Source organism: Nostoc paludosum FACHB-159, from assembly GCF_014698835.1.
In the GTDB taxonomy this organism is placed as follows: Bacteria; Cyanobacteriota; Cyanobacteriia; order Cyanobacteriales; family Nostocaceae; genus Nostoc; species Nostoc paludosum.
The window spans coordinates 21,392-46,343 of the sequence record NZ_JACJTU010000053.1; the positions used below are offsets into that span (position 1 = coordinate 21,392).

22 protein-coding genes and 1 pseudogene are annotated in these 24,952 nt (G+C 42.7%); 16 read left to right on the forward strand and 7 right to left on the reverse strand.

Features of this window, described 5'->3' with window-relative positions:
• Nucleotides 1-44 precede the first annotated feature (44 nt).
• Both H6H03_RS32175 and H6H03_RS32180 read left to right on the forward strand, forming a co-directional pair.
• The gene (locus H6H03_RS32175) at nt 45-422 is read left to right on the forward strand and encodes a hypothetical protein (protein ID WP_190959098.1); all 378 of its coding nucleotides are present in this window, start codon (nt 45-47) and stop codon (nt 420-422) included.
• The gene (locus H6H03_RS32180) at nt 416-3,289 is read left to right on the forward strand and encodes an NHLP bacteriocin export ABC transporter permease/ATPase subunit (RefSeq protein ID WP_190959099.1); all 2,874 of its coding nucleotides are present in this window, start codon (nt 416-418) and stop codon (nt 3,287-3,289) included. Before H6H03_RS32175 ends, H6H03_RS32180 begins: the two co-directional genes overlap by 7 nt.
• Nucleotides 3,290-3,508: 219 nt before the next feature.
• On the opposite strand, the gene H6H03_RS32185 is transcribed toward H6H03_RS32180, so the two are convergent.
• The 3 genes from H6H03_RS32185 to H6H03_RS32195 all read right to left on the reverse strand — a co-directional run bounded on the left by H6H03_RS32185 (nt 3,509) and on the right by H6H03_RS32195 (nt 6,945).
• The gene (locus tag H6H03_RS32185; protein ID WP_190959100.1) at nt 3,509-4,600 is read right to left on the reverse strand and encodes a cyclic nucleotide-binding domain-containing protein; all 1,092 of its coding nucleotides are present in this window, start codon (nt 4,598-4,600) and stop codon (nt 3,509-3,511) included.
• A gap of 76 nt (nt 4,601-4,676) precedes the next feature.
• Nucleotides 4,677-5,462: a MinD/ParA family ATP-binding protein gene (locus H6H03_RS32190; RefSeq protein WP_190959101.1), complete on the reverse strand. Its 786-nt coding sequence runs from the start codon at nt 5,460-5,462 to the stop codon at nt 4,677-4,679.
• 49 nt (nt 5,463-5,511) lie between these two features.
• The gene (locus H6H03_RS32195) at nt 5,512-6,945 is read right to left on the reverse strand and encodes a HAMP domain-containing protein (RefSeq protein WP_242057881.1); all 1,434 of its coding nucleotides are present in this window, start codon (nt 6,943-6,945) and stop codon (nt 5,512-5,514) included.
• Nucleotides 6,946-7,874: 929 nt separating this feature from the next.
• Between H6H03_RS32195 and H6H03_RS32200 the strand changes: the two genes are divergently transcribed.
• From H6H03_RS32200 to H6H03_RS32210, 3 genes are all read left to right on the forward strand, one after another.
• Nucleotides 7,875-8,714 (forward strand): uroporphyrinogen-III synthase, encoded by an 840-nt coding sequence (locus tag H6H03_RS32200; RefSeq protein WP_190959102.1) that lies wholly within the window; start codon nt 7,875-7,877, stop codon nt 8,712-8,714.
• Between the two features lie 146 nt (nt 8,715-8,860).
• Nucleotides 8,861-9,157: a 2Fe-2S iron-sulfur cluster-binding protein gene (locus tag H6H03_RS32205; protein ID WP_190959103.1), complete on the forward strand. Its 297-nt coding sequence runs from the start codon at nt 8,861-8,863 to the stop codon at nt 9,155-9,157.
• A 626-nt stretch (nt 9,158-9,783) separates the two neighbouring features.
• On the forward strand, nt 9,784-10,104 hold the full coding sequence (locus H6H03_RS32210; RefSeq protein ID WP_190959104.1) for a DMT family transporter: 321 nt from the start codon (nt 9,784-9,786) through the stop codon (nt 10,102-10,104).
• 696 nt (nt 10,105-10,800) lie between these two features.
• Here the strand turns inward: H6H03_RS32210 and H6H03_RS32215 are convergent.
• From H6H03_RS32215 to H6H03_RS32225, 3 genes are all read right to left on the reverse strand, one after another.
• Entirely contained in the window at nt 10,801-11,619 is an 819-nt protein-coding gene (locus H6H03_RS32215; protein ID WP_190959105.1) for a type 1 glutamine amidotransferase, read from the reverse strand.
• Nucleotides 11,620-11,744: 125 nt separating this feature from the next.
• Nucleotides 11,745-13,082, reverse strand: coding sequence for a MurT ligase domain-containing protein (locus tag H6H03_RS32220; protein WP_190959106.1), 1,338 nt, complete (start codon nt 13,080-13,082; stop codon nt 11,745-11,747).
• A 67-nt stretch (nt 13,083-13,149) separates the two neighbouring features.
• On the reverse strand, nt 13,150-13,626 hold the full coding sequence (locus H6H03_RS32225; RefSeq protein WP_190959107.1) for a hypothetical protein: 477 nt from the start codon (nt 13,624-13,626) through the stop codon (nt 13,150-13,152).
• A gap of 194 nt (nt 13,627-13,820) precedes the next feature.
• On the opposite strand from H6H03_RS32225, the gene H6H03_RS32230 reads away from it, so the two are divergent.
• From H6H03_RS32230 to H6H03_RS32270, 9 genes are all read left to right on the forward strand, one after another.
• Nucleotides 13,821-14,669, forward strand: a complete 849-nt coding sequence (locus tag H6H03_RS32230; RefSeq protein WP_190959108.1) for an STAS domain-containing protein — start codon at nt 13,821-13,823, stop codon at nt 14,667-14,669.
• 17 nt (nt 14,670-14,686) lie between these two features.
• Nucleotides 14,687-15,100 (forward strand): STAS domain-containing protein, encoded by a 414-nt coding sequence (locus tag H6H03_RS32235; RefSeq protein ID WP_190959109.1) that lies wholly within the window; start codon nt 14,687-14,689, stop codon nt 15,098-15,100.
• The gene (locus H6H03_RS32240; RefSeq protein WP_190959110.1) at nt 15,087-15,485 is read left to right on the forward strand and encodes an anti-sigma regulatory factor; all 399 of its coding nucleotides are present in this window, start codon (nt 15,087-15,089) and stop codon (nt 15,483-15,485) included. The genes H6H03_RS32235 and H6H03_RS32240 overlap by 14 nt, the downstream gene beginning before the upstream one ends.
• 1 nt (nt 15,486) lies before the next feature.
• Nucleotides 15,487-16,494: an ATP-binding SpoIIE family protein phosphatase gene (locus tag H6H03_RS32245; RefSeq protein ID WP_190959111.1), complete on the forward strand. Its 1,008-nt coding sequence runs from the start codon at nt 15,487-15,489 to the stop codon at nt 16,492-16,494.
• Between the two features lie 185 nt (nt 16,495-16,679).
• Entirely contained in the window at nt 16,680-18,821 is a 2,142-nt protein-coding gene (locus tag H6H03_RS32250; RefSeq protein WP_190959112.1) for an ATP-binding protein, read from the forward strand.
• The gene (locus H6H03_RS32255) at nt 18,814-20,802 is read left to right on the forward strand and encodes a response regulator (RefSeq protein ID WP_190959113.1); all 1,989 of its coding nucleotides are present in this window, start codon (nt 18,814-18,816) and stop codon (nt 20,800-20,802) included. Before H6H03_RS32250 ends, H6H03_RS32255 begins: the two co-directional genes overlap by 8 nt.
• Nucleotides 20,803-20,939: 137 nt before the next feature.
• Nucleotides 20,940-21,203: a hypothetical protein gene (locus tag H6H03_RS32260; protein WP_242057880.1), complete on the forward strand. Its 264-nt coding sequence runs from the start codon at nt 20,940-20,942 to the stop codon at nt 21,201-21,203.
• 153 nt (nt 21,204-21,356) lie between these two features.
• Nucleotides 21,357-21,944, forward strand: coding sequence for a thylakoid membrane photosystem I accumulation factor (locus tag H6H03_RS32265; protein WP_190959114.1), 588 nt, complete (start codon nt 21,357-21,359; stop codon nt 21,942-21,944).
• 290 nt (nt 21,945-22,234) lie between these two features.
• Nucleotides 22,235-22,843 (forward strand): hypothetical protein, encoded by a 609-nt coding sequence (locus H6H03_RS32270; protein ID WP_190959115.1) that lies wholly within the window; start codon nt 22,235-22,237, stop codon nt 22,841-22,843.
• A gap of 121 nt (nt 22,844-22,964) precedes the next feature.
• On the opposite strand, the gene H6H03_RS32275 is transcribed toward H6H03_RS32270, so the two are convergent.
• Nucleotides 22,965-23,543 carry a Uma2 family endonuclease gene (locus H6H03_RS32275; RefSeq protein WP_190959116.1) on the reverse strand — a complete coding sequence of 193 codons (579 nt, stop codon included), beginning with the start codon at nt 23,541-23,543 and terminating at the stop codon, nt 22,965-22,967.
• Nucleotides 23,544-23,876: 333 nt separating this feature from the next.
• Here H6H03_RS32275 and H6H03_RS32280 point away from each other — a divergent pair, with 333 nt between their 5' ends.
• Both H6H03_RS32280 and H6H03_RS32285 read left to right on the forward strand, forming a co-directional pair.
• Entirely contained in the window at nt 23,877-24,314 is a 438-nt protein-coding gene (locus H6H03_RS32280) for an Hsp20/alpha crystallin family protein (protein WP_190959117.1), read from the forward strand.
• Nucleotides 24,315-24,599: 285 nt separating this feature from the next.
• Nucleotides 24,600-24,952, forward strand: a pseudogene (locus H6H03_RS32285) (photosystem II q(b) protein); the annotation flags it as partial.

Here is a 24,952-nt window from a genome sequence, read left to right on the forward strand (position 1 = left end):
ATTACTATTCCTGGCATTCAAGCTTTTAAAATGTCCTAACCTATGTGACTACGGCTATAAATCACGAACCTCAGATATTTAGCGGCGAACCTCAGATATTCAACGACGAACCTCAGATATTCAGCGGCGAAGCTCAGATATTCAACGACGAACCTCAGATATTCAGCGACGAACCTCAGATATTCAACGACGAACCTCAGATATTCAGCGGCGAACCTCAGATATTCAACGACGAACCTCAGATATTCAACGACGAACCTCAGATATTCAGCGGCGAAGCTCAGATATTCAACGACGAACCTCAGATATTTAGCGGCGAACCTCAGATATTCAACGACGAACCTCAGATATTCAGCGGCGAACCTCAGAGGTTGAAAAGTTTTATTCTTATCTCCCCCAGTCCCCAGTCACCAATATGCTAATACACGGTCAAACTTACATAATTAATGGCAACGAACCAATTCTACTCAATGACCCTAGTCGAGTTTGGGTGGTTGAGTCTGGCTCTATGGCTTTGTTTGCTGTCAAAGTTGAAAATGGCGTTATTGAAGGAACTCGCCGTTATTTATGCAGTATTAATCAAAATGAAGCTCTTTTTGGAACTGCTAATCAACGATATCAAATTTTAGCAGTGCCCATTGGGGAGGCTCAATTACTACATTTACATCAAGAATGTTTTCAGGAGTTAGTAGTTAATGCAGATGCAAGGCTGTTTACTTGGCTAGAAAGTTGGCTGTTGCAACTCGGTGGCGTATTGTCTCAAGTTACTATGCCAAAAATTCAGGTGAAGGCTTCTGCACAAGCACGACTTTCTTTAAACAATGGTCAAACTTTCCAGCCAGAAGCAGGTGTAACTTGTTGGGTAAAGGTTCAGAAAGGAACAGTCCGTTTTTTGGGGTTTGAGGAAGTCACGCTCACAACAAGCACTGCAACTTTTCCTCTCACTGAAAAAATGTGGTTAGAAGCTGTGGAGGGAGTTCAACTTACTACTAATCCTACTGGGGAATTTCAACCAGATATACTACTGGCTGGATTATCTCAATTGCATACTCAATTCTTGCAATGCATCAATATTATAGATGAGCAAGAAGCACAAGCAGAAATAATCAGATTGGGCGATCGCCAACGCTTAAATCGTCAAGTTACGGCACAGGCTTTAGGCGAACTAGCATCAACGTTGAATTTCCAAGATGGGGATTTTTTCAATGAAGGTACTCCTTTGCTAGTGGCGGCTGGTGCGGTAGGTAGAGCAATGGGTATAAAAATTCGCCCCCCTTCTCGCTCTGAAAACCTGAAGCGGCTGAAGGAACCTTTGTCAGCAATTGTTCGAGCTTCCCGAATTCGGATGCGGCGGGTGCTGTTGCGAGATAATTGGTGGGAGAAGGATTGCGGTTCTTTAATAGCTTACACCCAAGACAATCGCCCAGTGGCGCTACTTTCTGTTTCGGCAACTCGTTATGAAATTTTTGACCCGGTTGAACGCACCCGTGTGAAAGTGGATGAACGTATAGCTGCAACTCTGACTCCTGTTGCTTATATGTTTTACCGTTCTTTGCCGGATAAAGCACTCCAAGCTATTGATATAGTCAAGTTCGCACTTCAAGGACGCAGCCAGGAATTGTTAGTAATTATATTTAGTGGCATTGCGGTGACGGTGTTGGGGATGATTACACCTTATGCCACGTCAGTTATTATAGACAATGCAATTCCCGATAGCGATCGCTCTTTATTATTGCAAATTGGATTAGGTTTGCTGGTTGCAGCTTTGGGTACAGCTTTATTTGGTTTGGCACAGGGATTTGCTTTGTTGCGAATGGAATCTGCTTCTGATGCTTCCACCCAAGCTGGTGTTTGGGATCGGTTGCTGAATTTGCCTGTGTCGTTTTTCCGACAATACACAACTGGAGATTTGCTTTCCCGCATTTCATCGGTGAGTACAATTCGTCGCCAACTCAGTGGTAGAACTCTTGTTAACCTAATTACCAGTTTGTTTGCTCTGTTTTATTTGGGACAATTATTTTATTACAACTACAAATTAGCTTTCATTGCTGTTGGGACTGCAATTGTGGCGATCGCCTTCACTACGCTTTCTGGTATGCTGCTGGTGTCTAAGGTGCGTCCGTTGCTGGAAGTCCGGGGTAAGATTTTTGGACAGACAGTGCAGTTAATTAATGGTATTTCCAAACTGCATATTGCCGGGGCGCAAGAGGGCGCTTTTGCCGCCTGGAGTAAAAACTATACTCGCCAAATTAAGCTGGAACTGAGTACGCAAGGTGTGGAAGATGCCGTTGTCCTGTTCAATACACTCATGCCCATACTCACTTCTGGAATACTTTTTTGGTTTACAATTAAACTCTTAGAAACTCCCCAAACTTCAGGACAAATAGAATTATCTCTTGGCAGCTTCCTAGCTTTCAACACAGCTTTTGGCAACTTTACTAGAGGCAGCACCAACCTCAGCAATACAGTTACAGAAATTTTACAAGTTATTCCCCAATGGCAACGCACCCAGCCAATTTTGGTAACCATCCCAGAGGTAGATCTGTGCAAAGCCGATCCTGGTAGACTCGTTGGTAAAATTACTGTAGACCGTGTAACCTTTTCTTATCGTCATGATGGCCCCTTAACATTGGATGATGTGACTATCTCTGCGGAACCAGGAGAATTTATTGCTTTAGTGGGCGGTTCTGGCAGTGGTAAATCAACATTACTGCGATTACTATTGGGATTTGAGACTCCACAAATAGGTAGTATTTACTACGATGGTCAAGATTTATCTGGGTTGGATGTGGACGCAGTACGCCGACAATTGGGTGTAGTTTTACAAAATGGTCAACTCAGTTCAGCTTCGATTTTTGAGAATATAGCAGGCGGCGCACAAATGACTTTAGATGAAGCTTGGGAGGCGGCGCGGATGTCTGGATTTGCTGACGATATCACCGCCATGCCTATGCAAATGCATACTGTAGTGAGTGAAGGGGGTAGTAATCTTTCTGGAGGACAACGCCAGAGGTTGTTAATTGCTCGTGCTTTGGCACTAAAACCGCGGATTTTATTTTTTGATGAAGCTACCAGTGCCTTAGATAATAAAACTCAGGCCATTGTCAGTGAAAGTTTAGATAAATTACAAGTTACCAGAATAGCGATCGCTCACCGCCTTAGCACTATCCGTAACGCTCACCGAATCTATGTACTCCAGACAGGCCGGGTTGTACAACAGGGAACTTTTGAGCAGTTAATAACTATGGACGGATTGTTTGCTCAGTTAATGGCTCGACAAATGGTATAGTATCGTGTCCGGTTAAAGACTTATCATTAAGATGGCAGGGGAGCAGGGGAGCAGGGGAGCAGGGGAGCAGGGGGAAAGAGGGTTTCCTGGTTTTTGCACATATGCACCGAATTATAACTAATTAGGCGGACATGATATAACCCGCATTTCTCCAAGTTTGAAATGCAGAGGGGCACAGGGGCAGAGGGGAAAGAACAAGGCACATTGAACATTGTTGAATCAACTTACCTTAAACTGCCCTAGCATCCAATCAAACCTTTTGCAAGCTAGTGCAACGCTATCTAAAACATTACTATTCAATTCATCTTCATATTCAACATTTTCACCTAACGGCAGACCTTTGCTATAAACCCGCCGACTGTAACCAAGTTGGCTGAGGATTCCTTGTAATCTATGAGAAAGTAAAGTAGCGATCGCTCGATAAAAACGTGATGCAAATCCTAGATCTTGCTGTAATTTTGCTGCTATTTTTTGGCGTTCAATTGATAACAAAATGGAGTCTTTAATTGTCTTAACTGTTGCAAAGGGTAAGCGGCCATCAATAAAGGGTGTTTCACCAATGATTTCGCCTTTAGATAATCTGGCTATTTCTCTACCAGAAATTTCTCTTTCTTCGATAGCAGCAAAAGCACGGGCTAAGGGATTACGTTCGTCAAGAGAAATAGACAAAGACATAGTTCCATCTAAAAGAATATATAGTGCATCTACAGGACTTCTTTCATGGAAAAGTACAGTATTAGCAGAAATTTTTTGTAGTGTCCCAGAAGACATCATCCAATCGATGTCGCCATCATGCAATTCTCCGAGGACAAATAGTACATCTCTAATTGGTTGACCTTGGGCAATTTTGTTCCGTCCAAGCTGATTAATGGCGCTTTGGATTCTATCGCAAAACATAATGGCGATCGCTCGATAAAAACGCGATGCAAAACTAACATCTTGTTCTAATTTTGCTGCCAATTTCTCTTGGGGAATTGACATTACTAAGGATTTTTCTACAGCCTGAATAGTAGTATTTATAAAAGGAATATTTAGTAAGGGAATTTCTCCCACTACCTCGCCGCTCGATAATCTGGCAATTTCACGACCTAATTCATTACCTTCAATCGCTGCAAAAGCACGAGTCAAAGGATTGTTATCTGGTTGAGAGATGTTAACTGTTAAGATACCATCTAATAAAATATGCAAAGAATCAGTAATTTTTTCTTCTGGAATGAGTAGGCTCCCAGCAGCTATTTCTCGACGATGGCCTGTAGCAATCATCCAATCAATATCGCTTTTAGTTAATTCTTTTAACAAAACTTCTGTCATAAACAACTACTAGAAAGATGAAGAAGCAAAAGAACGGAGTGGACAATAAGAACTTTTAACTGTTAAATCTTAACAATTAACTGACAGCTACACCAGCTATTTCCTCAGTAATTTGTTTGATTAACTGAGTGATGGGATGTGCAGGATAACGTAAACAAAAAACACCTTTGCTGCCTAGTTGTACCATATCTTCTGAAAGAGGTAAAATTCCAGCGACGGAAACGTTATAAATCTTCTCGATCTGTTGTTGTAAGTCAGCAAAATTCAAGCCTGGTAAGACTTTATTGATTACCAAAAACATTTTCTCTGTCTTCAATTTGTGAGCTACATCCACCGTCACAGCAGTTCCTTGAAAGTCTTGGCTATCTGGACGGAGCATAATTAATAGAACATTAGAAATACCAATGGAAAGTAAGGTTTCTTCATTTAGCCCAGGATGAGTGTCAATTAACAAATAGTCGAGTTTCAGGCTGCGGCTAAGTTCTTGAAAACCATCATTGAGGCGCACTACATCATACCCCTCACGTAAAACTCTGGCGATTTCAGGAGCCTTAATACTAGAAGGAATCAGATAAAGCCTACCCTTGACTTTACCTATATTTCCCGATTCTGCAATGAGAGCATCAGTAACATCATGGGCGCTGTCTTGGATATCACAGCGTCCCCACAAATAGTCATTAAGAGTCAGTTGTATATTGTCTTCTTTAAAACCAAAAATAATATGAATTCCTGGTGATTGGATATCAGTATCGATAATGCCTACACGTTGACCTTGTAACGTCATAAGAGTGGCTATATTCGCAATTAAATTTGATTTACCAGTACCGCCACGGAATGAGTGAACAACGATGATTTGTGCCATAAGTTATTTGTCATTAATCATTGGTTATTAGTCATCGATCGCTAGTCTATTAATCTTCATCAGCATCAACTGTTAAATTCAATTCTTCAACACAAAGCGATCGCTCTTTCAAAGATTGCACCTGGGTTTGTAATCTTTGGTAGTATTGTGTCTCTGTTTCGCTAACATTTGGTTTAAATTCTTTGAGTTTTAGAAGCTTTTTTTGTAACTGTCGAAAGTTTTCGTTTTCTGTAATTTCTGCAACGTCTGTGGCTCTTTTGCTTTCGTCAATCTCAATCCGAAGTTCCTGAACTTGCACTTTTAACTTCTGATCTCGCATTCTGACTTCTTCTGCCATCTCTAAGAAAACACGCACTAATTGACCGATATCATCTTGGCTATGACCGAATTTCGCCAAATTGTGATGTAATTCCAGTACATCTGCATCAAAATTGTCATACTCTAGTGCTTGGGCAGTAATAGTGAGGGCGTGAATCGGCTGAGAAATACTCAACCCTAACAACACTGCGATGATTACTGTAATTCCTCCCACAACCACTACACTAGTACCATGCAACCAAATTAGCCGATTCAAAGGAGCGATAAATTCTGCTTTGGGTTGGTTTACTCCTAATATCCAAGGTTGAGTTGCTAAGGGTGCAAAGCCTATTATCTGCGATCGCAATTCAGACGTGACGTGACCCGGCTGCTTAGCTCTCACCATCACCTCTAAGTCGGGAATATCTAAACTCTCAATCTGATTCAAACTATGGTGTTTATTCTCCACAACCTGCTTGAGATTATTACTTGACAAATAAGGAAGGTTATGGTTATCCAAATAATCTTCGGATTGGCTGATGATTATTCCCTGCTGGTCTATTAAAAAGACGTAGGACTCCATGCCTAGATGCAAGGCTTTAATAGTCGCCCAAATGTCTTGTTCGCGAATTTTGAGTAGGGTGGCTCCGAGAATCTCCCCGTTAGACGAGCGCACGGGTTCAGAAAAGAATATTCCTCGACTTTTGCTTGTTTCATCCAAAAAGATGCTAGAACCGTAAAAGTTGCCTTGGATGTGGGAATAGTTTTGTCCAATGAATTTTGCATCTGTCGCCGCTAGACATTGACCATTTTTATCTATCAACAAAACAGCATCAACGTCTGAATAAGAGCGAAACAGGTTTTCTATTGTTTGTTGTAAGTTGCGATCTTCAACTTCTGGCTTTTGGGACGTAGTAGCCGTAAGAAAATCTATGACATACCCATCGCTGCTAGCTTGAGTAACAACACGATGGCGATCGATAATTAACTGGTCGAAGCGAGTAGCAAAACTGCTGGCTAACAATTCTAGTTTGCTGTATTCGCCAGCTTCTACACTGTTTAAGCTCTGTTGTAGATTGTAGCAAGCAGTGAAGATCATCGGTATCAGCACAGCACAAACTAAGGCTATCGAAATTTTGGCAGCGATCGGCCAAGCTGGTGGGTAAAAAAACCAATGTTTGTGCATAGCCTGATTGTTGCCTATTGCCTGTTATAGTTAGCAGCTTAGGAAAAGCAAGCAATTACTTCAATGCACAATCTTTGTATAAGGCTCACACTTTTTTAGGTTTTAAGAATTCTCAGGACTTACGCACACTAGCAATCTTTAACCTTTCAATGGCGGTTTGAATGGTTGCTGCCAGATTAACTTGCGCCGCATCTGTGCAAAAATCCCAAAAGCCTAGTCTTTAAACGGACATGATATAAGAGGGCGGTTACACCATTGCACTTCCCACATTTTCCCCTAACATTTTAATAGACCTCTTGCAAAAGTGTTTTTTGCAAGAGGTGGGAAAAGGTAAAAGGTTAAAGGGGAAAGGAAAATACCAAACCTTTCCCCCTTTCCCTTTCCCCTTTTCCCTACTTCTGCAAGAAGTCTAATCAGCTATTTCCTGGCTATGTAATTGGGATTTTATAATTTCAGTTTGTACCCGCAAAGCAACGCTAATAATTTTGTCTTCAAGTCCTGCCTTGAGTGCAGCCACGACTTCGCTGCTGTATTCCGAAGTCGTTAGAAGATAACTAAGTATAAAAGTTTATGTAAATTTTTAATTTTGCTATAAAAAAAAATTATCATAAAGGAAAGGTAGTTAAATTTTTTTAAACAAATTCTACTAAATTGATTAAATTAATTTCCTGAATGTGAAGAATTTTTTATTTTCTTTGCAGAAATTTTAGTTAAAGGCAGAAGGCAGAGGGCAGAAGGTAAAACCCTCAATAGCAAAGGGTTTCGCTCAGCTGTATTTTACATTTAATTATGTCTGCTTACTTAGCATTTCCCAATCAAATGAGGTACCTGATTTGATTGGGAACCGCTATCAAGCTTTACCATCTTGTGATATCATTTGCGGCTAATCATAAGTGATTAACCGGACAGTTACCTGTTCCCTTTTAACAATGCACATTGAATCAACAGAAATTAATTTGCTCACTTCATCTAGCAAATTACCTCTACATAACAAGAGAATTGTAGTGACAGCACCGAGAAATTATGCTTGTAGGTTGTCTGAACAGATCATCAAAAAAGGTGGTTTACCTATTTTGATGCCTACTATCGAAACCTGTTATTTATCAAACTATACTCAGTTAGACAACGCTTTGAGCCGCATCAAAGAATTTGATTGGATTATCTTCACAAGCAGGAACGGAATAATTGCATTTTTTCAGCGCATGAATGATTTAGATATTCCTGTATCTGTGTTAGAAAATTGCCAATTATGTGCATTGGGAAAAGATTCAGAAAGCTTATTGTCGTTTAGTGGCAAGGTGGATTTAATTCCCAAAGAATCTAGCCCAGCTGGAATTGTCGCCGAATTAAAAACAATTGTCCAAATTGATGAAAAAAAAGTGCTGGTACCTGCTCCAGAAGTTGTGGGTTTGCCGGAACCTAATGTTATACCCAATTTAATTACAGACCTAGAGAATTTGGGCATAAAAGTGACTCGCGTACCTGCATATATTACCCAGGGTTTAGATAAAAATATTTACAGTATTGAATTAGACTTGATTCGTCAAGGAAAGATTGATGTTATTGCTTTTAGTAGCACGGCGGAAATAGAAAGCTTTTTGAGAATGGTCAACTCTCCAAGGGATTACGGAGATTGTGCGATCGCTTGCTTTGGCCCCTACACAACAGCCAATGCTCAAAAGTTGGGAATGACTGTCTCGATCGTGTCTCAGAATTATAGTTCATTTGAGGGATTTGCTGAAGCGATCGCCAAATTTTTCGCTCTGTGATTTTCCTGTCCACCTTATGGTAGATGTAAACTAGCTCCACTAGCTGCTTCTTAAATTTAGAAAACTCAACCACAATTAACTCTAGACTAGCTGCACATAAACCCGTAGTATCGAAAATGGAGTTTATATTAGTTAGGGATTTTTACATGGCAACTTACAAGGTCACATTAAAGACCCCAGATGGCGAACAAGTAATTGACGCTCCTGACGATCAGTACATCCTAGATACCGCAGAAGAGGAAGGAATCGACTTGCCCTACTCCTGTAGAGCTGGTTCTTGCTCTACCTGCGCTGGAAAACTGATTTCAGGTGAAGTCGACCAATCGGATCAGAACTTCTTAGACGACGATCAAATCAATGCCGGATGGGTTCTGACATGCTATGCCTATCCCGCTTCTGATTGTGTCATTGAAACCCATCAAGAGGAAGCGCTAAACGCTTAATTTAAGAAATCTGGATTTAATAAAGAGCAAGTTTTTAGCGTGCGTTACGGGCATTGTTCCTAACCCACCTAAAATCTTAAGTTGTGAGTTACCCTACGCGATAACACAACACCCTTTGGGTGACGCTCCTCCGTCGCTCTAAGCGTACCCCTGCGGGGAAGCAAGCTACGCGGTAGCGTCTCGTAGAGAAGCTATGCCGCAGGCTTTACCCTGCGCTAACACCAGTCGTCTAGAGAAGGAAACCTTCTTGCAGTGCTGGTTCACCAGCTACTACAGATTTGGCAACCAAAGCAACCCACTAGCTCACCTACAAGATTTAAAATTTTGCACTTTCCTAAAAAACCTGCATAGGTTCAGCAAATCACACGAAAAAGCGCTCTCTAAAAAGGAGCGCTTTTTATTGCAAATCTGATATACAGCAGCTACGCGTAGCGTGTCAAAAACAAAAGTTTGATCGCAAGTTCCCTGCGATCAAACTTTTCAATACGGATTTTGGATTGATAATTTCTTTTAAAGGGCAATACAGTTCAGTTAAGGAACTTGCCAATAAAAAAATATCTTTGCATTGAATTTTGGAATTTTTCTAGAGATAATAAAAGCCTTATAAGCAACTGCTCACAACAGATATGTCAATAAGTTGGATTTACCTCATTGCAGCAATTCTTTTTGAAGTTTCAGGTACAACTTGCATGAAATTATCAGAAGGATTTACTAAAATAGTCCCTTCAGTATTAATATTTGTTTTTTATGCACTTTGTCTTACTTTTTTGACTCTGGCTCTCAAAAAACTTGAAGTCAGTCTGGCTTATTCTGTTTGGGCTGGTTTGGGAACTATCCTAGTCGCGATGATTGGTATGATTTGGTTTCGTGAATCTGCAACATTAACCAAACTCATTTCCATCACCTTAATAATCATTGGCGTAATTGGTATAAATTCGAGTCGATGATTCAAAAAAGCTAAAACGTAATTTGGAAAGTTGTTTTGAATACAGAAATCTTTGCTTTAGGAAAGTAAAACCATAGTTCTACGGCAGATTGCAAGTTGGTGAGGTACAGGGGGAAAAGGGTAAAGGTTTTTTCTTTCCCCTTTTCCCCAAAACCCGACAAGTATTGAGATCGTAGTACAATGCGGTTCAGTTAAGAGCTAATTGTACAAAATTGTGGGTTTTACCAGACGCGATAAATCACCGTCTCTACAACTGTTCTGGCTTTATCTGAACTGTATTGGATCGTAGTAAGGGTGCACAGCTGTGCGCCCCTACCCGCGTACTTAATTTACCTGAAAAGCGCTGTATTTTTAAGCCTATTGCCTATTGCCTACTATATTTTTGGATTCAGCAATTAAACGATTTCCTCAAATAAAAATACCTCGTCTTTTACAGGGACGAGGGAAATTAACCAAAACTCATGATTCTGCTGATTGCTGGTGTAATGAATACATCAGCAATTTCTATTGTTCCTTTAGCAGAGCAAACTTAACTGAATGTACCTAAAAGTATAGTAAACCTCGGTAAATATAGCCCACAAGTAATTGACTTTTAATACTTTACCAAAGACAATCAAAATGATGCAGCCAAAGTGGCAAGTATTTTATACACTGAGCCAGAAAGAACATTCAGCAAGGGAAAAGTCAGGGCAAAAATTTAAACTTGCGTTGTCGCACGAGTTGGTAAACTAACTTTTAATCGCTGAAACATTGCTTCCCGTGCTTGGAGAGCAAGATTATCATCTAATGGTTCTAAAGTAATTGCCTGTTGATACTTTAGCCGCAATGCTGTTTGAATTAACCAATCAGCTACGAAGGGATTTTTAGGTAACAAAGGGCCATGAGAATAGGTAGCGATCGCATTTTGATAAAACGCTCCCTCTGTCCCATCTTCACCATTATTACCTAAGCCGTACACCACTCGCCCCAATGCTTCTACTTTTCCGAGTTTGGTACGTCCACCGTGATTTTCAAAACCTACCAAATACGGTGTACTACCTGTCATCTCTGCTAAATCTTGCGCCAAACGTGAAGCTGTAACTTCAATGACTAAATTACCAATACAGCGCTTAGTATTTTCACCAGGATGTACAGAAACTAAATCGAGTATTCCCAAGCCATCAATACGTTGTCCTAAGCCTGGTTCATAATAGTGTCCCAGCAATTGGGGAGAACCACAGGTAAAAACCCCTGGTGTCCCATTTTCAATTTTCTCGCGCATGGCGTCAGCTTTTGCACCTTGGAGATCGCGCATGACAATTTCTTGCTGACGGTCTTGTGCGCCACCACCAACTATGACATCTACAGATTTAATATCAGCTGCTGTGGCATTTTGGTCTAAGGGTAATATTTTAACAGTGTATCCCCGCCACTGAGCGCGACGTTCTATAGTAATTACATTACCGCGATCGCCATAGGTACTCATCAGCGTCGGATACAACCAACCAATTGTTAATTCTAAATTTTGTAAGCTCATATTCATAATTCGTAATTCGTAATTCGTAATTCGTAATTCGATTGGGTGCTGGGAAATAGGGAGTGGGGAATAAAAAATAATTTTTCTAATTTATAACTCCTCACTCCTAACTCCTCACTTCTAATTTAAAGAATTTTGCGACCAGTGAGAACTTCTCGCACTTCGAGCATGGCTGAATAAGTAGGGAGAATGTGCAAAGTTTCATTCTCTGGTGTATGCTCTAGGGCAGTAGCGATCGCTTGGCGCAAATCTTCTTGGACAATTAAATTTAATGTACTATCAGGAGATTTCTGGCTGTAACGCAGGCGTAGCGCCATATCATAAACGCGATCGCCACTTACTACTAAAGTTCCTCCACGTTCGACTAATTTCTCAGTATCCACGTCCCAAATCCAGGATACATCGGTGCCATCGGGTGTGCGATCGTTTAATACTAGCAGTGTAGTTTTATCTGTGCTTTGAGTCACTACGCGAATTGTTTCATTTGTGCCTACAGGATTTTTTGATAACAAAATCCGTACTTTTTTACCATTAATTACTAAATCTTCAGCACGACCAAAAGCGGCTTGGAAATTTTTAATAGTATCTTTAATTGTTGTTTCATCAACTCCTAATTCTTTAGCTGCTGTTACTGCTGCCAAAGTATTGTATTTGTTATATAAACCAACGAGAATTTGCGGCCATTCACTACTTTCCAGACTCGGTTGACTTTTACTAAAACCACACTTGGGACAAGTAAAATCTCCCAAATGCGACAAGTAGACACCTTTATAATCTAGGGAATGTCCACATTTTGGACAATAAATAGAATCAACAGCGTGAGGAATTGCTTCTAGATAATGTTCTGGTTCATTCAAGCCGAAGAATAACACCTTTTGGGGTAACTGCTGACCCAGATGAGATAAAGTTGGGTCGTCAGCATTAGGAATTACTACTGTTTCTGGCGGTAACGTAGAAATTACCTTTGTCCAACGCTTACTAATTGTGTCTACTTCCCCGTATCTATCGAGTTGGTCGCGGAACAAGTTTAAACAAAGAATAATTTGCGGTTGGAGTGGAGTTAATACTTTTGGAACAATATTTTCATCAACTTCCAAAATCGCATAATCAACATCTAGCGTTCCCACTAAATTAGTGCTTTCCAACAAAGCTGTTATCAAGCCGTTTTCCAGATTTGCACCTGTAGAATTATGAGCAATGCGATAACCTTTGTTTTCTAGTATCGTTTTTAAAAGTAGCGATGTTGTGGTTTTGCCATTAGTACCGGCAATTAAAATCACTCCCTTTTTAACTTGCTGACTCAATAATTGTAAAAGCCTCTTTTCAATGCGACGAGCAATTGAGCCTGGTAATACACTAGCAGCACCGAGACGCAGCGATCGCACTAAAAACGTCACACTTTTTGCTACTGACACCGCAAAACCCAATCGCACTCTATCTATGACTTGTATTTTGTTTCCCACATTCTTACCCTACTCTTCTGGCGGTTGCTAATTGAAAGTTTTTAGTTGCAAATTTAATTTTGTGAGTTTAGCGAATCCTAGCTGAAAATGCCAGTGTCAATATTAGGGGGCAGGGGGGCATGGGGGCAGGGGGGGCAGAGGGGCAGGGGGGCAGGGGGCAGGAAGTGAGGAGATGGGGAAGTGTTACAACTAGAAGTTTAAAGTTCAAAGGTTCAGCGACGAAGCTCAGATATTCAACGACGAAGCTCAGATATTCAACGACGAAGCTCAGATATTCAGCGACGAAGTTCAGATATTCAACGACGAAGCTCAGATATTCAACGACGAAGCTCAGATATTCAGCGACGAAGTTCAGATATTCAACGACGAAGTTCAAAGGTTCAGCGACGAAGTTCAGATATTCAACGACGAAGCTCAGATATTCAACGACGAAGCTCAGATATTCAACGACGAAGCTCAGATATTCAGCGACGAAGCTCAGATATTCAGCGACGAAGTTCAGATATTCAGCGACGAAGCTCAGATATTTAACGACTAACCTCATAGGTTACTTGTTGAACTTCTAAACTTTAAACTTTCAAATTTAACACTCCCCCCCTCTGCCCCTCTGCCCCCCTGCCCCCTGCCGCCTGCCCCCTGCCCCCTGCCCCCCTGCCTCTTTAACTTCTGCTTTCACCTGGCGCTGAATCGTCATACACTGATTTTGGAATAATCAAAAAGGTTGCCCTTAAAGGAACGATGAGCGAAAGTAAGATACCAGAGATCCTGGAAACTTTCGAGGCAGACATGCTTTCAGAGTGGACTCAAGAGCTAGCCGCTGTCAATATTCGCAGAGGCTTGATTAAAGAAACTGAGTTAAAGGAGGAGTGCCGGGAATTTCTTACCTTGTTTCGGATCGCCGTTGGGCAAGGGAACTTAACTAATATTCAGGCAACTACATGGCAGGATATGAGGGAGATGCTGACTAGCATTTCCCGATCGCGATCGCAAAGAGGTTTTACACCCTCGGAAACAGCTACATTCATTTTTTCCTTCAAGCAACCCCTCTTCAATCGATTGCGTCAGCAATTGCAAAACCCCATTGAGTTGGGTGAAGAAATCTGGCTAGCCACAAACTTACTAGATCAACTGGGATTGCTGATCGTAGAAGCGTATCAGAAGGCACGGGAAGAGGTGATTTGGCGGCAGCAGGAAGAGTTGCTAGAGCTGTCTATCCCAGTGGTTAAACTCTGGGAGGGAATTTTGGCATTGCCCATCATCGGCACACTCGATAGTGCCCGCACTCAAATAGTAATGGAGTCATTATTGCAGAAGATTGTTGAAACAGGTTCAGAAGTTGCGATCATTGATATTACTGGGGTTCCCACCGTCGATACCCTCACTGCTCAACATCTGCTTAAGACCGTTACCGCTGCCCGTCTCATGGGAGCAGATTGTATAATCAGTGGCATTCGTCCGCAAATTGCCCAAACCATCGTCTATCTCGGCATTGATTTGACTAATGTCACAACAAAGGCGACGCTAGCCGATGCCTTTCTCATGGCGTTAAAACGGATGGGAGCGACCATTCGCTCTCAGCCCCAATAGGTGGACACGACAAATCAATGGAACGCATTCCCATACTCAAAATGGGCGATCTCCTGCTTGTAACCATCCAGGTGGATATGCACGATCGCCTTGCTATGACGCTACAGGACGACCTGACCAACCGCATTACTCAAACTCGCGCTCGTGGTGTGCTGATCGATATTTCTGCATTAGAGATTGTTGATTCTTTTCTGGGGAGGATTTTAGCCAACATTGCCAAAATGTCACGGGTACTGGATGCCGAAACGGTTGTCGTGGGTATGCAGCCTGCGGTGGCAATCACCTTAGTGGAATTGGGGCTATCGCTGACGGGCATTCGCACTGCCTTAAACGTAGAAAAGGGTATGGCACTGTTGCGATCGTCACTCGATGAAACCACAAATCAAATGACTGCGACTAAATGGCGTGCAGATGACAATGCAGAAGACTGAAACGCTCGAAATTCAATCTTCTAGTGATGTAGTCTTAGTTCGGCAGGCAGTACGCCAGCTAGCTATGGAAATTGGCTTTGGCTTAGTAGACCAAACTAAAATTGTCACCGCCGCCAGTGAATTGGCACGTAATACCCTAGACTATGGAGGAGGCGGCACAGCCAAACTAGAAACCCTTGAGGAAGGGAGACGGCGAGGAATTAAACTGACCTTTGAAGATTGCGGGCCGGGAATTCCCGATATCGAGTTGGCACTCAAGGATGGATTTACCACGGGCAGCGGATTGGGTATGGGACTGAGCGGTGCCAAACGACTTGCCAACGAGTTTGAGATTCAGTCTGCGGTGGGAGAAGGAACGCGGGTAACAATTATACGATGGAAATAAAATGATCGAATCTGTCGCCGTCACAATTACTGAATCCAGCCAAACCGGGGAAGCCCGACGCTTAGCGATGGCTTTGGTAACTAGGCTCGGCTTTCAGGAAACCCAACGGGGCAAGGTTGGTATTGTAGTGACAGAGATTGCTAACAATTTGGTGCAGCACGCTCGTGGTGGAGTAGTGCTGCTGCGATCGCTCAAGCAGAATTTAGCCGTCGGCATTGAGGTTTTATCGCTGGATAAAGGGCCGGGGATGGTCGATGTAGATGAGTGTTTGCAAGATGGCTTTTCCACAGCCGGAACATCAGGCAACGGATTGGGCGCAATTCTTCGCCTCTCTAATTTATTGGAAATTTACTCGATTCCCAAGCAAGGGACAGCACTCCTGGCCCACGTTTGGTCAGACTCGGCATCCCATCCGCCAGAAAAGACCTTAGAAATTGGGGCGATCTGTTTGCCCAAACCAGGAGAGGACATTTCCGGAGATGCTTGGGCATGTGAAGTCGATGCTAGCCGCAGTTTATTGCTAGTAGTTGATGGCTTGGGGCATGGAACTGCGGCTGCCACTGCTGCTTCCCAAGCCCTCAGAATATTTCAAGACCATCATCATCTTTTTCCTGGGGCGATCGTTGAAGCTGCCCACGCCGCCTTGCGAAGTACGCGAGGAGCAGTGCTGGCCATTGCCGAAATCGACTTTGAACAACAGTCTGTCCGCTTTGCTGGAATTGGCAATATTTCTGCCAGCATTTTCTCGTTTACCAAACACCACAATCTGGTATCTCATAACGGTACGGTGGGGCATGAAATCCACAAAATTCAAGAGTTTAGCTATCCCTGGTATGGTAACGGACTTTTAATTATGCATTCTGACGGATTAGACGCTAAGTGGCGGCTCGATCGCTATCCCGGTTTGAGTCAAAAACATCCCAGCCTGATTGCAGGTATGCTATACCGGGACTTTAACCGAGAACGAGACGATGTAACGGTGTTAGTGGCTAAAGGAATGAGCAGATAAGTAGGAGGCAGGGGGCAGGGGCAGGAGGCAGGGGGCAGGGGGCAGGAGGGAAAAGGCTGTTTTGATAGGGGTTTTTAAACTTTTGTACTTTATATTTAATTATGTCTGCCTACTTACTAATTCGTAATTGAAGGAACAAGCGGCAAAGGAAGTGCAAGTTTGAATTGGAGCGAACTGACTTGACAATGCTTTTCAGACTCGAAATTCACTACGAACAGGATGTTGTGCAAGCTCGGCAACGAACTAGGGAAATCGCCGAGCAGCTGGGCTTTGATGCTCAAGATCAGGCACGATTGGCAACAGCAGTTTCCGAAATCGCCCGCAACGCCTTTCAGTATGCTAAAGGCGGAATGGTGGAATTTTGTGTCGAAGGAGAGCCGCAAGCTTTTCTGATTCGAGTTGAGGATCGAGGTGAGGGCATTCCTCATCTGGCAGACGTTTTGGCAGGACGCTACAACTCTGGCACAGGAATGGAACTGGGCATCGTCGGCACCCGCAGACTAATGGATTTTTTTGAGATTGAATCGCTACCGGGACAAGGAACAACGGTGGTGATGAGTAAAAGGTTATCGAAGCGATCGCCTAGTTTCAGCGATTCGCAATTGCAGGAGATTCGAGAAACCGTTATTGGGCGATCGCCTCAAAATCCCTATGAAGAAATCCAGCGGCAAAACCAGGAATTACTCCGAGCAATGGCAGAACTGCGGAAGCGCGAGGAAGAACTGATCTATCTCAATCGAGAACTAGAAGATACCAATCGCGGTGTAGTTGCCCTCTACGCAGAACTGGATGAAAAGGCAGACTCGCTGCAAAAGGCAAACGAGCTAAAAACCCGCTTTCTCTCGAACATGAGCCATGAGTTTCGCACGCCGCTCAACTCCATTTTGTCGCTTTCTCGGATGCTGCTGGCGCGGATGGATGGCGATTTGACCGCCGAGCAAGAAAAGCAAGTAACATTTATCCAAAAGGCAGCCAGCGGATTATCAGAATTGGTCAACGACTTGCTGGATTTGGCCAAGGTGGAAGCTGGAAAAATTGAAGTACGCCCCAGTTCCTTTGAAGTCAGCGACTTGTTTGCCACATTGCGGGGAATGCTGCGCCCATTATTGGTTCAAGGCTCCTCTGTGGCACTGATTGTCGAGGAACCCAATGTTATACCTCCGCTTTATACCGATGAGGGCAAAGTCGCCCAAATTCTGAGAAACTTTGTCTCCAATGCCCTCAAATTTACTGAGGAGGGAGAAGTGCGCGTCAGTGCTATGCAAACAGGTCATACCGTGACCTTCTCCGTATCCGATACGGGTATCGGTATTGCTCCAAGCGATCGAGAGCGGATTTTTGAGGATTTTGTGCAAATTGAGTCCTCTCTGCAAAAGCAGGTGAAGGGAACTGGCTTAGGGTTGCCGTTATCGCGCAAGCTAGCGGAGCTACTCGGTGGCAACATTTCGGTTAAAAGCGAGCTGGGTCAAGGCTCCACCTTTACAGCATCGATTCCCATCGTCTACCCACATGCAACTGAATTTCCCACCCTACAGCAACCCGCACCACTTGAGCCAAATCGCCTGCCCATTCTCGCGGTTGAAGATCATCCCGAAACGCTATTTATTTACGAAAAGCACCTTCAGGAGTCAACCTATCAATTGATTCCAACCCGCACCTTAGCTCAGGCAAGGCTTGTGTTAGAACAAGTTCGACCGATGGCAATTATGTTAGATATTATGCTAGAAGGGCAAAACGGCTGGACGTTCTTGCGAGAACTCAAAGGAGACGAAACGACTCGTAGCATCCCTGTACTCGTTATTACCATCATTGATAACGAGAAACAAGCACTGGCGCTAGGAGCGGACGGCTTTCTAATTAAGCCCGCAGACAGATTGCCGCTGTTGAATAAACTCAATACGCTGATTAATAAGAATAGTCTTCAAAAAATTTTATTAATTGACGATGACCCCGCCTATCGGTATCTTGTAAAACAGCTGTTGGTAAATACACCATTGAGTATTTTAGAAGCCGCGAATGGAGAAGAAGGATTAAATTTGGCACAAAGCGAGCATCCAAGTGCCATCGTGCTGGACTTGGAGATGCCAGAGATCGGGGGGCTTGATGTACTTGAGCAGCTTAAAAACAATTCCGTCACTCAGTCGATTCCTGTAATCATCCACTCGTCTGCTCAACTGGATGTAGAAGTGCACAGACGGTTAGAAAAACAAAGTATTGCCATTCTTTCCAAAGAAACAGGCTCTCAAACGGCAGCGATCGCCCAACTTCAAGATGCGCTCGTGAAAGCCGGAATTGTTCTGGATGTTTGGAGAGAAAACAATGTCTGATCTACACGTAACGATCCTGCATGTTGACGATAACGCAGCCAATCGTTACGTTGTCACCCGGATTTTGAAAAATGCAGGGTTTACCGTGTTGGAAGCAGCAACTGGAGCAGCTGGATTAAAGGCAGTTGTTGAATATCAGCCTGCTTTGGTAATTTTGGATGTCAAATTACCTGATTTGAGCGGCTTTGAAGTCTGTCGCCAAATCAAGGCAAACCCCGAAACGACTTTTATTCCGGTGCTACACCTGAGTGCAAGTTTTATCCAAAGCCAGGACAAAGTAGAAGGCTTAGACAGCGGTGCCGATGCCTATTTAGCACAACCAGTCGAACCCATTGAATTGGTTGCTACAGTGCGATCGCTACTGCGAATTCGACGGGCAGAAGAATCTGCTTTTTCCTCAGCGCGGGAGTGGCAAAGCACCTTTGACTCCATCAACGACGGCGTATGTCTGGTAGATCGAGAAGGTATAATTCTGCGCTGTAATCGCGCGATGATAGAGATGGTTGACAAGCATCAGAGCGAAATTTTGGGTCGTCTCTACCATGAGTTGATTAACTCCCAATGGGGAATCGGTGACGGCATTTGCTTTCGCCGTGCTAAAGAAACTCACCAACGGCAAGTTCTAGAATTTCAGTCTCAAGGACGGTGGTTTGCTAAAACCATCGACCCGGCATTTAATCAACAGGGAACTCTCACAGGTGCCGTTTTCATCCTGTCAGATATTACCGAGCGCAAACAAGCAGAAGCTTTACTGCAAGAACAGAACGATCGCCTCAATGAACTGATGGTCTCTTTGCAGCAACAGACTGAACAAGCACAGCAAGCCAACCGAATTAAAGATGAGTTTCTCGCAGTCTTGTCTCATGAATTGCGATCGCCCCTGAATCCGATTCTGGGTTGGGCAAAAATTCTGCAAACAACCCACCCAGACACAGCCAAAAGTCAGTACGCACTAGAAACCATCGAACGCAATGCCAAATTGCAAGCACAACTAATTGAAGATCTGCTGGATGTGTCGCGCATTCTCCAAGGCAAGTTAAGTTTGAAGACAATTCCAGTCAGTCTAACTTTTACCATCAAAGCTGCCCTGGAAACCGTCCGCCTCGCAGCTGAAGCTAAATCCATTCAGATTGAAACAGTATTTGAACCGAACATTGGTCAAGTACTCGGTGATTCTGCTCGTTTGCAACAGGTTATTTGGAATTTACTTGCTAACGCGATTAAATTTACCCCACAAGGTGGTCGAGTCAAGGTGCAGTTAGAAAGCATCGAGGATGAAAGAGAAGGGAACCTTTCAAAATACGCTCAGCTCACTGTTAGCGACACTGGTAAAGGTATTAATAGTAACTTTCTGCCCTACGTCTTTGATTACTTCCGCCAAGCTGATGGGACAACCACCCGAAAATTTGGCGGCTTGGGTTTGGGGTTAGCGATCGTGCGTCATTTGGTTGAACTGCACGGCGGAACCGTTGAAGCAGCCAGTCTAGGAGAAGGACAAGGAGCAACGTTTACAGTCAAGCTTCCACTGATCGCTGCGGCAAAACTGAATCAAGATGATACTGCCTCTGATAATTCCTCAGACTTGAATTTCAATGGATTGCAAGCATTACTTGTAGATGATGACAGAGATTCACGGGAGTTCATCGCCTTCGTTTTAGAACAATACGGGGTGCAAGTGACTCAAGCGGACTCTGCTAGTGAAGCTTTGAGCAGTTTGGGGCAAGGAAAATTTGATTTGCTAATCAGCGATATTGGTATGCCTGATATCGATGGCTACACACTAATCCGCCAAATTAGAAAGCTCTCACCCAATCGCGGCGGAGAAATTCCGGCCATCGCCCTCACTGCTTATGCTGGAGACAGCGATCGGCAACAAGCACTAGCAGCCGGATTTCACCACCATATTTCCAAGCCAATTGAACCAGAAGTATTAATACAGGCTCTTTTGAGCATATTAGGCATTGAGCCAAAATATGTGTAGTTTACTGCAAGATCTTCGGATTCTGCGGTGTTTGGAATAGTGCCTTGCCTTCGATTCATCAAGAGAATGGGTCTGAAATCCCGCCGTTCTACGGCGGCTTTACATGGTACATTTGGATGAGTATTTAACCCATCCAAATGCAAACGATATCTGTTAAATGCAAGCTTCAAGTCCCCATAGAGTTGCGCTCTGAAATAGACCGCACGTTGCTCTTATTTGCTGAAGCTTGCAATCAGATATATGAGATTGCAAAACGCGAAAATTGCTGGAACACAACCAAACTTCACCACAAGGTTTATAAGCCTGTAAAGGAAGCTACGGGTTTGAAGGCAAACCATGTCTGCCAAGCAATTCGCCGTGTGATTGGTAACGCTAAGGCGGTTAGTTCGGTGATGATTTAAATCTGAGGTTAAAGCCCTGTACCTTCAGGTTGGGGTAAGCTTACCAATACAAGTTATCTTAAAAAATAGTGCGCGGGCGTAATTATATATCCAGCCCAGTTTGCCGATTTCAGCACAACTCACGACAAGTAGTAGCTTGCAAGGTTTATTTTGATGAATAGCATAAAGTTTCTTTTTTTACATAAAAGATTTACTGGCTGGCCAAAATTCCTGTCCAAATGCATATTCTTGGTTGTTTGTCTGTTCATTATAAGTATGCAACCTGCATATGCTGGTCTCAATGATGATAGATATGATGGCAATATGTTTGTGGTTTACGCTGGTAATGGTTCATTAGTCCCTTCTAGACTGACACTGGCACAGTCTCTAGCAGAACATAAACCCGTATTTTTGGCGTTTTATCTCGATGACAGCAGCGATTCCAAAAGATATGCCATTTCCATTTCACGAGTACAGGAATTATATGGTCGGGTAGTAGAGATTATCCCTATTAGTGTAGATAGCATCCCACCCAAACAAACCTACGATCCCACAGAACCAGGATATTACTATTCTGGGAGCGTTCCTCAGGTTTTAGTGTTTAATCAATCAGGTCAAGTAGTCCTGAATAAAACGGGTCAAGTACCTTTTGAAGACATAGACGATGAATTTCGTAAAATATTCGATTTATCACCACGCACCGAAACAGCACAGCTAAAGCGACGGGCTTTCAATGAGTTCAGTAGTGAGTTAGCTAAGTAACTTATCGGGTAGGCCAATTGGTCTGCCCTAAATTTTAGTGCTGTCTGTTACTGCATTGTTTTCCATGCCAAAGCATAATCAATATAAGACAGCAGGCAAGAGGCATAAGGCAGAAGGTTCTAAACTAAATTCTTTACCTATTCTCTTTTTATCCCTTATTTGTCTGCACAGCTCATGACGGCTACTTATTGAAATATTCTGTATAACACGTTAAAAAGTTAATTCATAGTCTATAGTTCATAACTAATGACAAATGCCCAATAACCAATGACTAACCAAAGTGTATTCTGATGTCAAAGGTTTACACCACTCAAGAACTAATCCAAATTTTGGCAGACGAACGCCAAGCTTGCCTCAAAGGAAAACGCTTGAAATTAGAGGTAAAAGTTTCTGGTAATCCCGTAATTGACCAGTTTATCAGAACTGATGGTTTGCAAAAGTTCACAGCCTACCAAGATTTCAAAGCGGCAATTCACGATTACCAAAGAGAAAATCAAGTGTCAGGTATTATCTGGCGGGAAATGACAGTCAAAGGGAAAACCTTGCATTATCCCGAAGTAGATACCGAATTAATAGCCCTTACCAGTGATTTAGAGATTTTAAAAGCCGCTAAAAATTCGATTTTAGAATTTTGGTATGAAGTCACTACAGGGATGGACTTGTATTTAAGTTTTAACAATAGTAAACAACACGAACAAATTGCTATACCTGATGTTGAAAGAATTGCTCAAATCACAGAATGGGCAAGTTTATGGAAGTGGGAAAATTCTAGCTTTTTGGAAATAATTTTGCAGCTTGGATGGGGTAAACCAGAAGAGGCTTATTATAAACGAGGAAGACCGCGATCGGGTAGTGAATATATTCATGCAGTCAATCCTGGCAATCGCCCCATTGGTTGATGCATCTAGTAGCCAGAGTAGATTTCATATTGATGAAGTACACAAATTAAACATACTAACTAGATATAAAAAGCATGTTTTACTATTGAATTCATCAATCTGAATTCTCCTTTATAAAATATTAGACTTGTCCGGCCGCTAATATTTGGTCTGCTGTCAAATTCAGCAGTGGAAAAGTAGCTGACTGAATAATTTCTGTCCCCTGAAACACAGTTTCTTCATACAATCCATCAACCAAAGTCAGTAGAGTAATTTTAGCTTTCTGGGCATCAACAATCCAGTATTCAGGAATACCCCGTGCTGCATACTCAGAACGTTTATAGCGGTAGTCTCTATCCTCGTTGACTTTTCCTGGGGAGACAACCTCAACTACCATTGTTGGGGAAGGCATATCTGGAGTGATTGTAGCTCGTCCTCCGGCGATCGCCTCTAATAACTCCTGCGTTAATATCATTAAGTCAGGTAATCGAACTCGTGTGCGATTACCTATGACCACGAGTTCGGTATCTTTATGCCGGATAAGCTGAATCGGAACAAACTTGAGAAACTGCGAGAGTAAATAAAGAGAAATTAAATTATTCCTATCGCTTTCCGGCGGCATTTCCACCAACTCTCCATCTACAAGTTCGTAACGAGTATCTGTGCCATCATCATAAACAAGATACTCTTCCAACGTGAGTCTCTTGACTACTGTGGTCATAAGCCTTTTCATTTATTGCCACTCTCAATTGATATTTTACCTTTATTGTGTAAACCTAAATCATTTGTAAAAAATCTATTCCCTATTGCCTATCGCCTGTTGCCTATTAATTATTGCGTTTTATTTCTAAATTCTTACACAGGTTTCGGTTTACCGAACATAAAAATGAGAGTAAACCGGAATTTTTTCTTGTCGCTAATGTGTGCGGTAATCATCAATATTGTTGGTGATAATAACCGAATCTACAGCAGTTTAACCATGCGTAATATTAAAAATAAGCACAAGCCCAAGTGCAAAATTTATTAAACAAATAATTAATTGCGAGGAAGAGTTATGGCAATAGTTCGTTGGAATCCTTGGAGAGAAATCGACACTCTACAACGTCAAATTAATAATTTATTTGAAGACACCAGAGTACCATCTGGATTGCTTGATAGAGATTTTATCAAAGTTCCAGCTGCTGAACTTCAAGAAACTGATGATGCTATTTATCTGAAGCTAGAACTGCCAGGAATCGAAGCCAAAGATTTAGATATTCAAGTCACTGAAGATGCTGTTCACATCAGCGGTGAACGCAAGTCTGAAACTAAAACCGAAGAAAAGGGTACTACCAAGACCGAATTCTACTACGGTAAATTCCACCGTGTAATTCCTTTATCTGCTCGGATTCAAAACACCAATGTCACCGCAGATTACAAAGATGGCATCTTGCACCTAACATTACCTAAAACTGAGCAAGAAAAGAACAAAGTTGTCAAGGTTAATCTCTAATCAGCTTTGCTTAATCGGTTGCGATCGCACTAGTTTACCTCCTTTGATAGATTGAGATAGCTAAAAGCCCAGTCCCACTGGAAACTGGGCTTTTTCATCACAATTTTTTGTACGTATGGGCGAGTGTGCGATCGCCTCTTATAATATAAGTAAAGCTTATATTTTACATAAGTTTTACTGTCTTAATAAAACTTGATTAAATTACGTAAAGCAATGTAAATTACATTCACAGGCGAAAACAAATCGCCTAATTCATTCGGTAAAAACAACCGCATTTATAAAACAATGACAGCAACCATTCAACGTCGCGAAAGCGCCAACGTATGGGAGCGGTTCTGCAACTGGATCACCAGCACCAACAACCGCCTCTACATCGGCTGGTTCGGCGTCCTCATGATCCCCACCTTGCTAGCCGCCACCGCCTGCTTCGTAATCGCCTTCATCGCAGCACCTCCAGTAGACATCGATGGTATCCGCGAACCAGTAGCAGGTTCCTTACTCTACGGAAACAACATCATCTCTGGTGCAGTTGTACCTTCCTCCAACGCCATTGGTTTACACTTCTACCCAATTTGGGAAGCAGCATCTCTTGATGAGTGGCTGTACAACGGTGGTCCTTACCAATTGGTAATTTTCCA

Excerpts from the sequence above, each read along its gene's own strand:
- H6H03_RS32265 (WP_190959114.1), top strand. The coding sequence starts at position 21,357 with ATGAATAGCATAAAGTTTCTTTTTTTACATAAAAGATTTACTGGCTGG.
- H6H03_RS32225 (WP_190959107.1), bottom strand. The coding sequence starts at position 13,626 with ATGAGGTTAGTCGTTAAATATCTGAGCTTCGTCGCTGAATATCTGAAC.
- H6H03_RS32250 (WP_190959112.1), top strand. The coding sequence starts at position 16,680 with ATGCTTTTCAGACTCGAAATTCACTACGAACAGGATGTTGTGCAAGCT.
- H6H03_RS32210 (WP_190959104.1), top strand. The coding sequence starts at position 9,784 with ATGTCAATAAGTTGGATTTACCTCATTGCAGCAATTCTTTTTGAAGTT.
- H6H03_RS32195 (WP_242057881.1), bottom strand. The coding sequence starts at position 6,945 with ATGCACAAACATTGGTTTTTTTACCCACCAGCTTGGCCGATCGCTGCC.
- H6H03_RS32205 (WP_190959103.1), top strand. The coding sequence starts at position 8,861 with ATGGCAACTTACAAGGTCACATTAAAGACCCCAGATGGCGAACAAGTA.
- H6H03_RS32215 (WP_190959105.1), bottom strand. The coding sequence starts at position 11,619 with ATGAGCTTACAAAATTTAGAATTAACAATTGGTTGGTTGTATCCGACG.
- H6H03_RS32200 (WP_190959102.1), top strand. The coding sequence starts at position 7,875 with ATGCACATTGAATCAACAGAAATTAATTTGCTCACTTCATCTAGCAAA.
- H6H03_RS32280 (WP_190959117.1), top strand. The coding sequence starts at position 23,877 with ATGGCAATAGTTCGTTGGAATCCTTGGAGAGAAATCGACACTCTACAA.
- H6H03_RS32190 (WP_190959101.1), bottom strand. The coding sequence starts at position 5,462 with ATGGCACAAATCATCGTTGTTCACTCATTCCGTGGCGGTACTGGTAAA.
- H6H03_RS32230 (WP_190959108.1), top strand. The coding sequence starts at position 13,821 with ATGAGCGAAAGTAAGATACCAGAGATCCTGGAAACTTTCGAGGCAGAC.
- H6H03_RS32240 (WP_190959110.1), top strand. The coding sequence starts at position 15,087 with ATGCAGAAGACTGAAACGCTCGAAATTCAATCTTCTAGTGATGTAGTC.
- H6H03_RS32260 (WP_242057880.1), top strand. The coding sequence starts at position 20,940 with ATGCAAACGATATCTGTTAAATGCAAGCTTCAAGTCCCCATAGAGTTG.
- H6H03_RS32185 (WP_190959100.1), bottom strand. The coding sequence starts at position 4,600 with ATGACAGAAGTTTTGTTAAAAGAATTAACTAAAAGCGATATTGATTGG.
- H6H03_RS32275 (WP_190959116.1), bottom strand. The coding sequence starts at position 23,543 with ATGACCACAGTAGTCAAGAGACTCACGTTGGAAGAGTATCTTGTTTAT.
- H6H03_RS32180 (WP_190959099.1), top strand. The coding sequence starts at position 416 with ATGCTAATACACGGTCAAACTTACATAATTAATGGCAACGAACCAATT.
- H6H03_RS32255 (WP_190959113.1), top strand. The coding sequence starts at position 18,814 with ATGTCTGATCTACACGTAACGATCCTGCATGTTGACGATAACGCAGCC.
- H6H03_RS32235 (WP_190959109.1), top strand. The coding sequence starts at position 14,687 with ATGGAACGCATTCCCATACTCAAAATGGGCGATCTCCTGCTTGTAACC.
- H6H03_RS32270 (WP_190959115.1), top strand. The coding sequence starts at position 22,235 with ATGTCAAAGGTTTACACCACTCAAGAACTAATCCAAATTTTGGCAGAC.
- H6H03_RS32245 (WP_190959111.1), top strand. The coding sequence starts at position 15,487 with ATGATCGAATCTGTCGCCGTCACAATTACTGAATCCAGCCAAACCGGG.